This is a genomic window from Nostoc sp., assembly GCF_054880495.1.
The window spans coordinates 1-14,033 of the sequence record NZ_JBTYKD010000309.1 but is presented as its reverse complement, the minus strand read 5'-3'; the positions used below and the strand labels follow the sequence as shown (position 1 = coordinate 14,033).

The following is a 14,033-nucleotide window of genomic DNA, read 5'->3' as shown; positions in this document are numbered from 1 at the left end:
GTCCTACGCACATTGGTCGCAGATGCAATCGTCATCACCCGCTCTGATCTCCACCTTGCTGGCGCTGAAGGTGGAGTCTTCCGCGACATGATAAATAACGTTTTTGCACTAGCGATCGCTATAAAGTGGGCGGAATGCGATGTCTACGATGGTCACTGAGCTTGCCGAACGCGTAGAGCGTCTCGTAGAGAAGTGCGGGCTGTTCGGTGACGCTTGGGTTTTCCTCTCTACGAGACGCTACTCATGAACAAGTCTTAGGTTGGTCTGCTGGATGCATGGTAGGTGCCAGTTCTAATGAACATTACCATGAGTTTATGTCTCTGGTACAAGCAGATCCGCGAGAAAAGAATGCCCCAGGAAAATATCAGCACTGGACAACAGTGATTAATGGCAATGAATTTCTAGATATTTTTCCTGGGTAAATCAACACATAGCTATGTGAGTCCGGCGTATGAAACTCGCATGGTCAGTAATACAGTTCGGATATTCAAGCGAGTCAAAGTTGCACGCAAGAAGCGATGTCTACGACCGGCTGCGCCTACGCCTCACCTTAAAGAATTCTTAGAGGAAAAATTGGGAGTGCGTAGGCAAGCATTTGCCGTAGGCGATCGCTTCCTCTACTGGATAAACTGGTACTATGCCAAAAATCCACCAGTGCGATCGATCGCTGCCTCCTTTACGCCCACAATCCCCACATAGTCTGTGCCGTTCATCCAGCAGGGCCACAGGGGGATAGCTGCTTGGACTTTCGAGAAAACCCCAACGCCGAGCCAGTAGAACTGTGGGAACCGGAGGGGGCAAGCTACTACAATGGCGAGTTGATTGTGCAGCCCCGCCAGAGATGGACACAAGAAGAGCAATTAGAATTGATTGATACCCATCCTATGTTTACTGGCAGATGCCCCCAGTGTGGTGCATCCTTTGACCGCGACTATACAGCACGGGTACATTGGGATTGTGAGTGCGGTTGGATGGATGATAGCGTGTAGCGAATCTTCGAGGAGTAATTCACAACAATGTTCCATCTGTTGCTACAAGTACGTAGCGATATTGACGTGGTGCTATTTGCAAAAATTTGTGTAGTAGTTGCTTGTCATAATCGCGTTTGAGATTAATCTCGAAGTAGCCATGTTCTGGAACCCAAGCAATCCACCATTCGTTATTAATTTGCTTGTAACCGATTGTCTTCCAAAATAAAAGCCGGATTTTTTTCTCTTGTGTTGCTGTAATAGGAAAGCGTACCTTTCTTCCTGGGGCTGCTCCAACATTGCGCGATTCTTGTTCAATTTTTGATTGATTGGAATTCAAAACACCTTTATAAAAATACCAACTGTATCTTTCTTTTTCTGTAAAAAGTGTGAGGGGGTGACAACCATCGTATGGGTCAAATACAATCCGTCCATCACTGGCATATACTAAATGGGGTGCATATGCACCTACGTAACCACCTGCTTTAGAGCTTTCTTCTGGTGTGACTTTATAAGCAAATACTTCTGTGATTACTTGTTGCTTTTGTTCTGGGCTTAATTGAAGGAAGGCTGGAGTTAGGGTAATCGAAGTACCAGATAATTTATCGTAGGGACGTGTTTCTCCCCAAGGATAGATTTTTTGTTGCTGCAAATCTTGCCAGCGCCGTTGCATGGCTTTTATTACTATGGCTTTTATTACTACATTTGAATTATATGCTATATTCTCAGTGCAATTTGCTCTGGCTGGTAAACTTGTTACTATTAAATTTATTGTGGCAGCACTCAAAGATAAAAATAAAAGCTGAATTTTCAACATATACAAATTATTTTAATAGTCATGATTTGAACTGATATAATTGTACCAGTATTACAAAGAGAACCGATACAAAACATTTCCATCATCATTTACTTCAAAAGAAGCATTGAGTTCCTTGGCTTTCTCATCTAAATATTCTTTAGCTGACTGGGTTGATATTTCAGCATTTTTCGCCAGTTGCAATACTGTTATTCTGCCAGCATTTTGCTCAATTAATTCTAAGAACACTAGCTGAAGACGCTGTTGTTCTGATTCAACAAGTAATGCTTGTTGTTTTCGATTCTGCTGCACTAAAGACCAACTCAACCAACCTCCTAGAATGGTTGACGGAATAGTAAGAATAGTTAAAGCAGCTACATCATTTTGTTTTTCTTGAGCGGGAGTTTTGGGATTGAGAAATTCTATAATCATCACAGCAGAAAAGGGAATGCCAAATAAGAGAAAACAGATTGCTAAAATTTTTTTAATTAGTTTCATATAACTTTTTCCCTTACTAGAGTTGGCAGGAGGCTGGAGGAAATTCAAAAATAATGGCTCTATTATATAACGTATAATAAAATACCTGCTACCCGGAGATTTGGCACAGTGTATGAGGCGATGCCTGCGGTGGTAACAGAACTTGCGTTGCCCTGAGCAGTTCGACAGGCTCACTGTGTCACTTTGTCGTACTCTCGCCCTCCTAAAAATCAAGCGAGCCAAAGTTGCACCTCAAGAGCGATGCCTAACGGCGGGCTATTCGGTGTCGCTTGGTGTTTCCTCTCTTGATTAAGTGCGATCGCTTGGGTTTTCCTCTCTTGATTAAGATTGAGCTGAGTGGGCCAACCTTGAGGCAGATTTGCAGAATTATATCCTCTGTATAAAAGCCAATATTTAACGATTTGCGTTTGTTGCGAGGGTGAGTTTTTCTATTAGTTGATTTTTCAAGCTTTCAAAATAATTAACACTATCTTCAAGTTCAGAGGCTTTTGCATATCGAATTAATGGTTCGAGCAACCAAGCTTCTGTGGGTGTCATTTCCGGTTCTAAGGTTAAGAGACGTATTTTGGTGTCTACCCATTGTAAGCTAGAGGGAATATGAGATTCATGAGCATGACAGGTTTCCATCAATTGATCGAGAATTACCTCTAAATTTTCATCTTTTCCGTAAACCTTAATCATTTGTCCGACTTTAAATACATGAGAAGCTAATTCGCGGATTTTGGGTTGATGAGAATTTGCTAATATTTCACCGACTGTTAAAACCTTGAACTTACCTTGAGCATCGATTGACATTAATTGCCCTAGTAAATTAGTGCTGAGGTTAGTTAGGGCTTTATCAAATTCTATACGCGTTGGAGAAATGTTGGGAGCAAGTTCAAACCATGCTCCCTTTCCTGCTAAAATCTCACAACAACGTTCTCGTGAGGTGATGTCTCCGCCAGTGATTTGGGTTCTTCCTCTAGGGCCTGGTCGGTAAATTGTGTTACCTTCGCTACCTTCCCGTACACCAGTTTGAATTGTGACTCCTCGTAAAAATCGGGAGACGATTCGAGGCATAATATCAGGCCAAAGGTCGGCTAAACGACCGAATAGAGTAGCTTCTTCGATTTTTTCAATGAATATTTGCCGGAAGCGTTGAAAGTAAATGCCGTTGGAAGATAAAACAAGGTAGGGAAATGGTAGTTCTGGTTGTGATAGTTCTCCTTGTTCGGATATGAGGATGAGTAATTCGACAACAGTGCTAATGATGCTTAAAAGTTGGTCGGGATTAGGACAGATAAGGACTATTTCTGGCAAAAAAGCTAACTTATAGCAGCTAAGAAGGTCAGGTTTCAGGATTTTAGCAGTGGGGAAATATTTGATAGTTTCGCTAGTTGCGATCTGCGCTTCTCTGCGAGACGCTACGCGAACGCAGCAGCGCTTCGCTATCGCAATTTCTCCGCTTTTTTTCAAAACTTGGGAGCTACTGGAATTTTGTCGTTCCAGAAAATAAACTTGATCGTCTACTTGTGTAAGTTGCTTAGTGAGATGATAAAAAAAACTGACTCCTAGTGCGCCAGCAGGTAGGATTCCCACACTATCTTTGATTAGGGAAACCACTGTTAGCTCTCCTCAATTGCAGCTATGACTTGATATGCTTTATCTAGATCGGAAACTTTTAGGATGAGGTGCATTTTTTCTCCCGGACGAGTCGAACTACCATAAGTATATTCAATGTTAATTTTCGCCCTAGTGAGCGATTGGGTTAATCGTGCTAATTCACCATTAACATCGGTAATCTCTACAGCAATGATATCTGCCTCAATTACGTAAAATCCCTCTGAAATAAGTAAGTTTTTACATTTATTGGGTTCGCTAACAACTATCCGAATCAAACCTTGCTCAATATTATCAATTAGTGATATTGCTTCGATATTGATATTGTGATTTGCGATCACGCTACTCATCGCAGCTAGACGACCGGGATAATTTTCTAGAGCTATGGTTAGTTGGCGTTGAATTTGGCAGTGCATAGATAATATATAGCCTCACCTTTAGAGATGTAGGCACAAAATATCAGTAAAAAAATAACTGAGTATCAATTAATTGCAGATGAACCCCTATTGTAAGCGAAGTTGTATCCATTTTTTCTGTAAACCGCTTCTACAGTGCTTGCCGGATAAGCTGTACGGTGACAAATTAATTAAATTGCGTTAAGACAAATATTGCAGCAGAGGTTACAAGCAGCGTTACAATCCGACTAGTCAATGAGCTTGTCGTTCACTTATTAGAGTATTCTGCATGATCAAACAAACCGTTGGTATCACGTCTGTTGGTTATTACATTCCCACAGGAATATTTAACCAGTCAGGAAAGGTCTCCTGCTGCCAAAATCCAAGATGCAATTGGTGCAGAAAACGCTTTTGCATTTGAAGTGAGAAATTTTTGTAACAGTGGCAATCTCGGAATACATATTTGTCGCAATATGTTGCTGGCAGATAATGATTTATCTTATGCCCTTTGAGTAAATTTAAGAAGGAATTAAGCGTTTTCTCGATCTCCTACTCTTCTAATCTCATCCAAAAACTTTAGCTGTTGGTATATACAGCTAATCTGCGGTAAATCCACACCCCTAGAATGCGCTTTCCGTAATGGGTTCCCAAAAATTGCTTCTACTTCCAAAGGCCGCCTTTCGTCGTAGTCAATTTTCATGCTGGTACGATAAGGCTTCATATTCACGGTGTAATCCAGCATTGTTTGAATGAAGCTATCAGGAATGATGCGTCCGCAACTTTTAGACCCTGCTGCAACTTCATACATCAACTGTTCAACTAATTTGCGGGTGTGGACATAGGACATTAATTCATCTGTTCTAGCGTTGAGAATTACAGACAGTCCATTATAGGGAATATTCCAAACCAATTTTTTCCATCGCCCTAGTAATAAGTCTTCAGCTAATTCTATTGAGATACCAGCACTCTTCAAGTCATCGGCAATTTGCCGCATCTTATCTGTAATAAGAGTAGGATCATAGCCAGAAGCATATCCCCCTAGTGTAATTTGTCCATAGTCAAGGTGGCGAATATGTCCTGCTCCGACTTTATTGGAACAGAGAAAACACAACCCACCGATAATGCTGACATTGCCAACTATTTTGGCAACTTCTTCTTCCACCGCCAGTCCATTTTGCAATACCAACACTACCCCATCATCCCTGACGAGTGGCGCGAAGATCTGCGGCAATAAATGGTTTTGTGTCGTCTTTAGCGCTACTACTACCACATCGCATTGTGGCATTTTTTCTATATCATTGTAGGCGTTGACTTGAGTCAGGGTGAAATCACCATCTTTTGACTCAATAACCAAACCAGATTTACTGACATATTCATAATCACTCTTCAGCAAAAAGTGGACGTCTAAACCGGCTTTTTGCAGTTTTGCACCATAAAAGCCACCTAATGCACCAGTTCCTAGAATGGCATAACTACGCTTGGACATTTTGCTAACAAAGAGATTTTTCTGTAATGATCATAAGGCGAATACGTTGTATACATACAGCCAAAAACTGCTGGTTGATTCTAAGCTTGTCGGTTTTCACTAATTACTTCTCTTTACCACCCAACGATTTTATCGGCTTATCTCACCTTAAAATCATGTATCTTGCATAGCCTGCCGCCAACTCTTGGAGACGCTCTGCGCGTTCGGCAGGGCGTATCTAGCATCTGCGGAAAGATTCAAGCGAGGAAAAGTTGCAATGGCGATCGCTTGCTTCAAAGCAGTACACTGGTACTATGCCAAAAATCCACCAGTGCGTAGGCGTAGCCCGCCGTAGGCATCACTGTCTCTTTTACGCCCATAACCCGTACCTCGTCTGTGCTGTCCATCTTGATGGGGTAGACGGTGATAGTTGTTTGGACTTTCGAGAAGACCCCAACGCCCAAGCAGAGGAACTGTGGCAACCAGAAGGCGCAACTTACTATAACGGCGAACTGATTTTGCAACCACAGCAACGGCGGACGCAACAGCAACAGCTAGAATTGCTAGATACCCATCCTATGTTTACTGGCAAGTGTCCTCAGTGCGAGTATGAGTTTGACCGGGACTGGTCAGCACGGGTGCATTGGGATTGCCCGGAGTGCGGCTTTCTGGATGACTCGGTGTAGGGCGAACCGATAACGCGCAGCGCTCACCCAAAATAACCGAAAATAAGGGAAGTGCTATTTAAACTTTGAGGAGTAAATTTATCATGTCACATCTGCTAACAGCGTTCCGGCAGCGATTCTTGGGGAGTATCACTTTTGCAATACTGCTAACTTTGATTAGTAGTTTAATACTGACTGGGGCTGCTTGGGCTGTTTCTTCTGCTTTGGGAGTTAATAATGGTCGTCTTAGTTCTTGTCCAGCTTCAAACAACTGTGTTGTGAGTCAAAACGCAGATCCCAAACACGCCATTGACCCGATTAATTATCATGTAGACCGCGATGCAGCTAGAGAAACCTTACTAAAAGTCCTTGGTGTTGTTCCCCGTACAGAAATTGTAGAACAAACAGATGATTACATCCATGCTCTATCTTTAAGTCGCATCTTTAAATTTGTTGATGACGTAGAGTTTTATTTACCTCCTGATGAAACAGTAATTCATCTGCGTTCGGCATCTCGCGTGGGAGAGTCGGATCTTGGTGTCAACCGCAGGCGTGTGGAACAAATTCGTTTGGCTCTACGCGATTTAAACATTTGATTTTACTAGCCGTGAGGAGTGCCAAGATTAATCAGGGATGACGACCAACTTAAACTTGGCTGAACTTACCAGAGTAAAGTTCATCAGACACTTGTTTGAGTTCTGGTTCAATCACTGTCAAATGTTGCTCTAAAATTGCCAAATTACGAATATTAGACTTATAGAAAGCATCAAACAAATCACCCACAAAAGGCACAGTACCAACGACTGTTTCTAAGCCAACATTAAAAATCATTTTGGCTAAGTCTTGACGTGGGATGCCGAAGCGAGTAGCTAAAAATATGATGTAAGCTGAAAACGCTGTACTGATTAAATCACTCTTCCCCTGGAACTAAACCAATGATTGGGTCTATGCCAATGTGAAAACCTGTTAGAGGGATGCGTATAGATGTATCCATCAAGCGGCTGAGTTTGCGGATGCGATTTAGAGTAGCAAGGCGTTTGGCAGCGTCCATAATTGACCATATTTGCACTACTCTTAAATTGCACCATTTTTAGTTCTTTGTCTTGTACCGTTAGAAATAACAACTATGAATAAAAATCCACCAATACTGCCCCGAAAGCAGATAAATGGATGATACAGTTTCCAAGCGTTCGCTCTATTATGGCTTATGACCAAAACTAATGAGAAAATCCTAGATCAGCTAAAATTGGTGTCTGATGGCTTACTCATGATGAGCGAGTCTGAGTACCCCTTAGAAGCATTCTTATGGTCAGCTACACCACCTGCTACACCAGAGAAAGTTATACAACAGACAAATCACCCTCAAGATACACCCATTAAAATTGTGGAGATTGACGATTTTTTTCAACTGGCGACAACAGAAGAAGACTGGCACGGCGAAGAAGAGAAAGCAACTGTCAACAAATTTAAAACGCTTGTGCAAACAATTAAATCGAGCTTAAAAAACCCGCAGGTGTATCGCTTAGGGGAAATCGAAATTGATGCTTACATCGTCGGCGAAACTCCAACAGGTGATTTAGCAGGGCTTTCAACTAAAGTTGTAGAAACTTGATTAACTACTGAATATCTATTTTCTCTTCAATCACATCTTGAATGGCTGTAGGCACGTTGGACAGAAAATTATATCCTGTCAGTTCTTCTATTTTGTCAATGCTGACTCTGTATTTTCTCCAGTCTGGGTCAATCAAGGGCTGATTCGGGATATTCACTGCGATCGCGCGAGTGTTGGCAGTAATACCATTAATCCCAACACTAGGTTCCAAAACAACAACGATTTTCCAAGTTGATGCGGGAATTGTGACTTTTCCTTTAAGGGGTTGACCTTGGCTCCCTAATGGCCCGGCAATGATGTAAAGTTCTTTACCTTCTTTTGTGACAAGTTCTCTAGAATATTGCTCCAAACCTTCCCAAGTTCTGCGATTATTATCGGGAGTCTGGGGAACCATGTTTGTCATCAAAAATGTACTAGCATTATCCTCTACGCTTTTGGTGCGGTCTGCCGATGGAATGATGTGACCTTTGTCGTATCCTGAGCCGGCGTATATAGTCGGTGTCACTCGCGCAAAATTTGTAGGCAATGTGCCGTCAGGGCGAAAGTTATTTTGACGGTCTGTAGTACCCAACCATGATTTATTTAACTGCCAACTCGCCCAATTGGGAATTCCCTTGCTGTTGTTGTAAGAGACTACATATTGTGGTTTAACCAGCAGATAATTATCAGGAGTAGTAACAGTTGCAGTTGCACCGCTAGGATTTCCCAAGAGTAGGTTAACGCTGGTTGAGGGTTTGACAGGTGTCGAAACCTTGGGTGTTGGCGTACATCCAATGAACAATGTAATTACGAACACAGTAGCAGCTAATATCCGTAGATATTTGCCACGGGTTAATATAAATTTGATAGTCTTCAATTTCAAAAAGGCTTTCTTTTTAAGAATTATCTAAACAATAGTATGTGAGGCGATCGCTTAAACCGCAAGTTGCCCCAGCAAACAAAGTAAATCTTTATACTTTACTGTATCAGCAAGGTAAATGCCTGCCAGCGATGGAACAGCGCTTCTTGAAGCCTACGCCCCATTCTCAAGTTTCCTCTAAGAAAATAGACATCGCTTTTCATCTATTATCAGTTCATTGCTATCAAAACTGATATCAAATGCCTGAACAAAAATCCCCACCCAGCGAAATGATTCGCGTCCCTACTGCCCTAATTCCAGTAGTCAAAGAACTATCCAAACTGCACAGAGAAGGACATACAATTGCCTTGCTGCAAGGCTTAGAGGAATTGCTCTCTAGGTTTGATAGCAATATTGATATCGATGTTGCACCTAGCAGTAAATCGGTTTTGCAGCGGGAGTTGAAGCTAGAAACCAAACTAGAGGCTATCTCTGGGCAGTTGGAAAAATTGTCACGGGCTATTTCATCAAATAGATACAACAGTCAACCCAAACAAAGAAGACAAGCTAACCCATACCAGCTTTCCCCAGTTGAACTGCAAGCATTACCTCCTGAAAATCTAGCACCGCGACTAGGTTTAAGTCCGTCGAGCCTCGCACCGGAAAGAGAAAAACTCACTACCAAAGAATTTATCAGTTGGACTCGCAACCGCGACCCCAGGGGCATAGGTTGGGAATGGAATGCAAAAGATGGGCTGTACCATCCAGTGAAATAATTTCAAGTGCCTAAATGCTACAGCTTGAACACAAAAAACGGGGTGTTGCTTGACCACAAATAATGGAGCAAGCAGTTAAGCACATACACTTAAGCCTTAGAATAAAATAAAAGCTTCCTGAAAGCGCACTTCCAGGAAGCTATATATTGATCATCGCGTAACTCTTATTTCCCCAATGGATGTTACTAGTATTGAGGTTAGCTCTGTAGAAATTCTTCCTGCCAATCCTATAAAGGTTGTAGCGCCAAATACTTCACAGCAAGTAACCCCGGAATTGGTAGAGGAGGTAATTCGGCAATATTATTACCGCACGCCTGCGGTTGCTAATGATGAGGAGTTAATTTTGGTTTGGGCTGGAAGTCAAAACCGCGAACAAACCAAACGAAAATACTACCGATTTGGTCAAAAATTGCTCGATTGGGTACGTAATGAAGGTATACCTGATTTAAGATTAATCCAGCAACCATTGTTACTAGAATTTATTGCTAGTTGGGGTGAGGTTTCCCCTTATACTAAATCTAACCAAGTGCTGATGTTGCGATCGCTCTGGAGTTACGGGAGCGGGGAGAATGTTGGTTATTTTTTAAGGAATATTGCAAGTACCATAAATTACGACAATTTCAGTAATTTACCCAAGGCAGAGCGGTATCTAGAAGATTGGGAGATGAAGAAGCTAGCTAATGCTGCTGTGCAGTTGGGGGGTAAGCACTTGTTGGTGTTTAATTTGCTTTTTTATAGTGGTATGCGAGTTGGTGAAGTGGGACGTGTAACAGTTCCAGGTGATGAACCAAGGCTACCAAAGGAAGATTATCCGGGGTTATATTGGCATAATTTCCAGTGGTATCCTGACCCGACACCAGAGGATAGAAACCGAGGATACTATACGATTAAGTTCCGAGGAAAAGGTGGCAAGTACCGGGAGATTGGGTTAGACCATCAGACTTCGCTCGTTTTCAAAAAGTATCGGGGGATGGCTGGTGATAAGATGCCCGTGTTTGCGAATATGTCGCCTGACCCAAAAAAAAGGGGATTGCCGTTGAGCGACAGAGCGATTAAAAAGTTGATTCAAGATATCTCTGAAACGGCAAAGGTGAAGTTTTCATGTCACTGGTTGCGGCATTCTCATGCAACGAGGGCAGTCGAGCATAAAAATGTTTTTGAGGTGCAAAATCAGTTGGGGCATAGTAAAACCGATACAACCAAGGCTTATGTCCGCACAAAAAAAGACGCAGGCACGGGTACAGTGTTGCCGAGGTTTTGATTAAAAGACCCACTGATAGTAGTGGTTTGTATTTGCCTGATGATGATGAGTGATGGGGTGATTAGTTCTGGAGGGAAATATGAAAGTTCCATTTGAAAAAACTTACCCAAATATTGCTCGTTGGGTAGATGAGCATGAAGGCTGGATTGAAATTGGTTATGACGTAGATAGTCCTCTCAACTCGTTTGTACGCGCACTCGATTGTGGTGGAATGTTTTGGCAAGGAAAAGAAAGTTATGAAAGTTTGGATGCAGCACTGCAAGATTTAAATGCGGGGCTAGAAGCTGTATTAAAAGATATTTATGGCTAGTAGCGATGCCTGCGGCGGGCGGAGCCATCGCCTATATGAATGAATTTGGTTAAGCTTTCGTACTGCTAGAAAGCATTACAATTGGTCAAGCCGCAGTTTAATTATACTGAATGATGTTCACCCATTCTCTGTACCCAGATAATTGGTCAGAAATTGCCAGTTCAGTTAAGCAACAAGCCCAGTGGCGTTGTCAAAAATGCGGGTTGCAGTGCATCCCCTCTGGTGAAAAAACATCAGATTTGACACGTTCAAAACGCCGGGTATACACCCTACAGGTGCATCATTGGGACAGAAACCCATCTAATAACCACAGAGGCAACCTGATAGCCCTATGTAGTGCTTGTCACCTTTTATACCATAGAGGCGGTAAATCAAATGTTTCGCCAGGGCAGTTGTCTTTGTGGTAGGTAAGTATGGATGATGATACTCAAGAACTAATCGCTATCCAACAAGAACTGGAGGGAATCAGCGATCGCCCCCTAAAGATTTTTCCGTCAACCCATCCCCAATTTGATGACGTTTTTGAAGATATTGGCGCTGCTGGATATTATATGCGTGAGGCTGGAATCAGTTCTTAAAACCGTGCAAGGTGATAGCGACGTTCGAGCGTCTGAAGAAACTGAGATTGAGTAAAGAGTATGCGCTTCAATTCCCCTCACCAATCCACTCCCGTCCCGCCTTTTCTGCTGCCTCTGCCGTGTAATAAATCTTACGCTCACCAAATACTGCACCACCAGGGCTAATTACTCGAAATTGCCAGCAGTGAGCATCAGTATAAAACACCACCAAAGTACAACCATTGATGTTGACAACTAGATGAACTGTGGTTTTAGTCATGATGCGGGTGTCGCAACGGTGTTATTTCTGGGGATTATACAATCAGTGATGGCGTACCCGCTCTTTTCGGTGGCGATCGCAGTTTTGATGTCGGAATTGTGGGGCAACTAGAGATGGCGCACCAGCCCTCATTCTAATTGATGGTAGCCAACTTTGCTCTATTCTCAAGGATTTAAATAGCTGGTAATTCTCGATAATTACAATTATCTAATTCTTGAAATTTGGGTAAGGATTTATCGCTAACGCAAGCTTTTAAATACTTGACTTTAATCAGTTTTTCCCCATTCACATAATATTGAGGAAATCCCCTACGGAGAGAACCTTTTTGATTCCATTCTCGATAAATTCCGTGTTCTATACCATTTTGAAAATGCTGTTCTCGATAAATAGTTTTATTATCATCATTCCACCATCGTTCATAACCGTGACGTTCTCCATCTTTGAAATATCTTTCTTCGGAAATAACACCTTTTGCTGAGTACCACAAATCAACACCAGTACCATGATACATTTCGTAACTACCGATGAAATTACCATCATAATCATATTGTTTGGTAATTCCATGTTCTTTTCCATCAACATAAAAGCTTTCCTCCCACAAATTTCCATTATCATGCCAAACGCGAAATAACCCGTGCTTTTTTTCGTTTTTTATCTCATATTCCATATATATTTGATTCTCATCCCAAGCACGATAAGCAATTTTTTCACCGTTGACAAAATAATATGCTGATATGTCATTTTCAGAGTATTTGTTTTTGTTGATTTCCTCAATCGCATTTTTAGGAATTATTTGATGCATATTTTTGCTAACCTTAACAGCGATCGCCCTCCCTCAACTCCCCTCACCTATCCACTCCCGCCCCGCCTTCTCTGCTGCCTCTGCCGAGTAATAAATCTTACGCTCACCAAATACTGCACCACCAGGGCTAATTACTCGAAATTGCCAGCAATGGGCATCAGTATAAAACACCACCATTGTGCAACCATTGATGTTTGCAACTAGATGAACTGTGGTTTTAGTCATCAGTCATTTCTGATGGTTCTAGTTTGACTTGTCTAAATAAGCCCTGACGAATTGCTTTCTCAATTAATTCACTTCTGCTTGTTTCTAACTCTTCAGATACTTTGTCTAATTCAACTGAAGCAGTTTTGGTAAGCATGATTTGATACCGTTTCTTAGTTTCTCTCCAACCATGCTTATTGAGAGATAGCTTAGTTTCTCTCCAACCATGCTTGTTGAGAGATGGCTTAAACCATTCTATAAGTGCTGCTTCAATATCTAATACCAAAGTTGTATCACTGATTTCAATCCAGGCAATCCTGGGGTTCTCAAGAGCCTTACACTCTTTCAATTTATGATGAGCTTGCCATCGAAGCAATAAGCTGTTTGTCTGCCCTATGTAAACTATTTCTTCGCCATCCAATACAAAATATATTGCTTGTTGTGTGGCAAACTTCGCTTGTCAGATAGCTGCACTGATGGCAGAGCAAGCAAATCTATACTTTCAGGACTAATCATCTTTAAAAATCTCCTCCAGCATTAGCGGTTTGCCAGCTAGTTCAGAAGCTAAATCCCTAAGCTTAAAGAGAGTCTCAAACTGCCCACGCTCAAGTTGCCCTTTTTTGGCAGATGACAAGGTTCTTTTGTCCAACCCAGTCATTTCTTTGGCTTTTTGAATAGATAAGTTTTTTTCTTCTGTCCAATAGCGAGAAAGGTCAACATACTTAGGCATGGAAGAACCACATAATTTCTATTTTTCAACTTAATTGACGCACCAAAATCCGCTTTTGGTGCGTCAATACATTAACACGCCAACGCTCTTGATAGTTTTGCTATTAAAAGTACGTTGATGTTTTGATGCGTTAACACGTCAACGTATATAATAAAGGATATAACAAAGGCGATCGCTCTCCCGCCAAGAAGTTGCGATCGCCCTTTGTAAACCCGATTTAAAAGGTCAAACTATGAATCTAATAATAGTGGATGCTCAAGTTCTCGCGCAACTTGAG

The 14,033-nt window shown here is 41.9% G+C and carries 24 protein-coding genes and 1 pseudogene; 12 read left to right on the top strand and 13 right to left on the bottom strand.

The window, feature by feature from the left end:
• The first annotated feature begins 206 nt into the window (after positions 1–206).
• Genes ACYTXL_RS26775 through ACYTXL_RS26765 form a run of 3 tightly spaced genes read left to right on the top strand, consistent with a single transcriptional unit; the run spans position 207 to position 989 of the window.
• Positions 207–422, top strand: coding sequence for a hypothetical protein (locus ACYTXL_RS26775; protein WP_461922790.1), 216 nt, complete (start codon positions 207–209; stop codon positions 420–422).
• Between the two features lie 16 nt (positions 423–438).
• Positions 439–699, top strand: a complete 261-nt coding sequence (locus tag ACYTXL_RS26770) for a hypothetical protein (protein WP_461927340.1) — start codon at positions 439–441, stop codon at positions 697–699.
• Between the two features lie 41 nt (positions 700–740).
• Positions 741–989 carry a hypothetical protein gene (locus tag ACYTXL_RS26765; RefSeq protein WP_461927339.1) on the top strand — a complete coding sequence of 83 codons (249 nt, stop codon included), beginning with the start codon at positions 741–743 and terminating at the stop codon, positions 987–989.
• 19 nt (positions 990–1,008) lie between these two features.
• Here ACYTXL_RS26765 and ACYTXL_RS26760 read toward each other — a convergent pair whose 3' ends face one another.
• The 4 genes from ACYTXL_RS26760 to ACYTXL_RS26745 all read right to left on the bottom strand — a co-directional run bounded on the left by ACYTXL_RS26760 (position 1,009) and on the right by ACYTXL_RS26745 (position 4,277).
• Positions 1,009–1,641: a hypothetical protein gene (locus ACYTXL_RS26760; protein WP_461927338.1), complete on the bottom strand. Its 633-nt coding sequence runs from the start codon at positions 1,639–1,641 to the stop codon at positions 1,009–1,011.
• 195 nt (positions 1,642–1,836) lie between these two features.
• Positions 1,837–2,262, bottom strand: coding sequence for a hypothetical protein (locus ACYTXL_RS26755; RefSeq protein ID WP_461927337.1), 426 nt, complete (start codon positions 2,260–2,262; stop codon positions 1,837–1,839).
• A gap of 393 nt (positions 2,263–2,655) precedes the next feature.
• Entirely contained in the window at positions 2,656–3,864 is a 1,209-nt protein-coding gene (locus tag ACYTXL_RS26750; RefSeq protein ID WP_461927336.1) for a hypothetical protein, read from the bottom strand.
• 2 nt (positions 3,865–3,866) lie between these two features.
• Positions 3,867–4,277, bottom strand: coding sequence for an amino acid-binding protein (locus ACYTXL_RS26745; protein ID WP_461927335.1), 411 nt, complete (start codon positions 4,275–4,277; stop codon positions 3,867–3,869).
• Between the two features lie 299 nt (positions 4,278–4,576).
• Here ACYTXL_RS26745 and ACYTXL_RS26740 point away from each other — a divergent pair, with 299 nt between their 5' ends.
• Positions 4,577–4,768 (top strand): hypothetical protein, encoded by a 192-nt coding sequence (locus tag ACYTXL_RS26740; RefSeq protein WP_461927334.1) that lies wholly within the window; start codon positions 4,577–4,579, stop codon positions 4,766–4,768.
• A gap of 17 nt (positions 4,769–4,785) precedes the next feature.
• On the opposite strand, the gene ACYTXL_RS26735 is transcribed toward ACYTXL_RS26740, so the two are convergent.
• A complete protein-coding gene (locus tag ACYTXL_RS26735; protein WP_461927333.1) occupies positions 4,786–5,742 on the bottom strand; it encodes a putative 2-dehydropantoate 2-reductase in 957 nt (318 codons plus the stop codon).
• A gap of 293 nt (positions 5,743–6,035) precedes the next feature.
• Here ACYTXL_RS26735 and ACYTXL_RS26730 point away from each other — a divergent pair, with 293 nt between their 5' ends.
• On the top strand, positions 6,036–6,407 hold the full coding sequence (locus ACYTXL_RS26730) for a hypothetical protein (RefSeq protein WP_461922479.1): 372 nt from the start codon (positions 6,036–6,038) through the stop codon (positions 6,405–6,407).
• 83 nt (positions 6,408–6,490) lie between these two features.
• Positions 6,491–6,982 (top strand): DUF1499 domain-containing protein, encoded by a 492-nt coding sequence (locus tag ACYTXL_RS26725; protein WP_461922480.1) that lies wholly within the window; start codon positions 6,491–6,493, stop codon positions 6,980–6,982.
• Between the two features lie 49 nt (positions 6,983–7,031).
• Here ACYTXL_RS26725 and ACYTXL_RS26720 read toward each other — a convergent pair.
• Positions 7,032–7,437: pseudogene (locus ACYTXL_RS26720) on the bottom strand (DUF4112 domain-containing protein).
• A 156-nt stretch (positions 7,438–7,593) separates the two neighbouring features.
• Here ACYTXL_RS26720 and ACYTXL_RS26715 point away from each other — a divergent pair.
• The gene (locus tag ACYTXL_RS26715; protein ID WP_461922481.1) at positions 7,594–7,998 is read left to right on the top strand and encodes a nuclease A inhibitor family protein; all 405 of its coding nucleotides are present in this window, start codon (positions 7,594–7,596) and stop codon (positions 7,996–7,998) included.
• 4 nt (positions 7,999–8,002) lie between these two features.
• Here the strand turns inward: ACYTXL_RS26715 and ACYTXL_RS26710 are convergent, their stop codons facing one another.
• Positions 8,003–8,845 carry a DNA/RNA non-specific endonuclease gene (locus ACYTXL_RS26710; RefSeq protein ID WP_461927341.1) on the bottom strand — a complete coding sequence of 281 codons (843 nt, stop codon included), beginning with the start codon at positions 8,843–8,845 and terminating at the stop codon, positions 8,003–8,005.
• A gap of 251 nt (positions 8,846–9,096) precedes the next feature.
• On the opposite strand from ACYTXL_RS26710, the gene ACYTXL_RS26705 reads away from it, so the two are divergent.
• The 5 genes from ACYTXL_RS26705 (at position 9,097) to ACYTXL_RS26685 (ending at position 11,761) form a co-directional block, all read left to right on the top strand.
• Entirely contained in the window at positions 9,097–9,612 is a 516-nt protein-coding gene (locus tag ACYTXL_RS26705; protein WP_461926986.1) for a hypothetical protein, read from the top strand.
• Between the two features lie 175 nt (positions 9,613–9,787).
• Positions 9,788–10,873: a tyrosine-type recombinase/integrase gene (locus tag ACYTXL_RS26700; protein WP_461927332.1), complete on the top strand. Its 1,086-nt coding sequence runs from the start codon at positions 9,788–9,790 to the stop codon at positions 10,871–10,873.
• Positions 10,874–10,952: 79 nt separating this feature from the next.
• Positions 10,953–11,183 (top strand): hypothetical protein, encoded by a 231-nt coding sequence (locus tag ACYTXL_RS26695; RefSeq protein WP_461922123.1) that lies wholly within the window; start codon positions 10,953–10,955, stop codon positions 11,181–11,183.
• 110 nt (positions 11,184–11,293) lie between these two features.
• Positions 11,294–11,590, top strand: coding sequence for an HNH endonuclease (locus ACYTXL_RS26690; protein WP_461922122.1), 297 nt, complete (start codon positions 11,294–11,296; stop codon positions 11,588–11,590).
• 6 nt (positions 11,591–11,596) lie between these two features.
• The gene (locus ACYTXL_RS26685) at positions 11,597–11,761 is read left to right on the top strand and encodes a hypothetical protein (protein WP_461922121.1); all 165 of its coding nucleotides are present in this window, start codon (positions 11,597–11,599) and stop codon (positions 11,759–11,761) included.
• A gap of 67 nt (positions 11,762–11,828) precedes the next feature.
• Here ACYTXL_RS26685 and ACYTXL_RS26680 read toward each other — a convergent pair whose 3' ends face one another.
• The 6 genes from ACYTXL_RS26680 to ACYTXL_RS26655 all read right to left on the bottom strand — a co-directional run bounded on the left by ACYTXL_RS26680 (position 11,829) and on the right by ACYTXL_RS26655 (position 13,756).
• A complete protein-coding gene (locus ACYTXL_RS26680; RefSeq protein ID WP_461922120.1) occupies positions 11,829–12,020 on the bottom strand; it encodes a hypothetical protein in 192 nt (63 codons plus the stop codon).
• A gap of 42 nt (positions 12,021–12,062) precedes the next feature.
• Positions 12,063–12,188: a hypothetical protein gene (locus ACYTXL_RS26675; protein ID WP_461927331.1), complete on the bottom strand. Its 126-nt coding sequence runs from the start codon at positions 12,186–12,188 to the stop codon at positions 12,063–12,065.
• 4 nt (positions 12,189–12,192) lie between these two features.
• A complete protein-coding gene (locus tag ACYTXL_RS26670) occupies positions 12,193–12,822 on the bottom strand; it encodes a toxin-antitoxin system YwqK family antitoxin (RefSeq protein ID WP_461927330.1) in 630 nt (209 codons plus the stop codon).
• Between the two features lie 33 nt (positions 12,823–12,855).
• Complete coding sequence (locus ACYTXL_RS26665) at positions 12,856–13,047, bottom strand: hypothetical protein (protein WP_461922406.1); 192 nt, start codon at positions 13,045–13,047, stop codon at positions 12,856–12,858.
• Positions 13,040–13,447 carry a GIY-YIG nuclease family protein gene (locus ACYTXL_RS26660; protein WP_461922407.1) on the bottom strand — a complete coding sequence of 136 codons (408 nt, stop codon included), beginning with the start codon at positions 13,445–13,447 and terminating at the stop codon, positions 13,040–13,042. Before ACYTXL_RS26660 ends, ACYTXL_RS26665 begins: the two co-directional genes overlap by 8 nt.
• An 87-nt stretch (positions 13,448–13,534) precedes the next feature.
• Positions 13,535–13,756 (bottom strand): hypothetical protein, encoded by a 222-nt coding sequence (locus tag ACYTXL_RS26655; RefSeq protein WP_334799209.1) that lies wholly within the window; start codon positions 13,754–13,756, stop codon positions 13,535–13,537.
• Between the last annotated feature and the right edge of the window lie 277 nt (positions 13,757–14,033).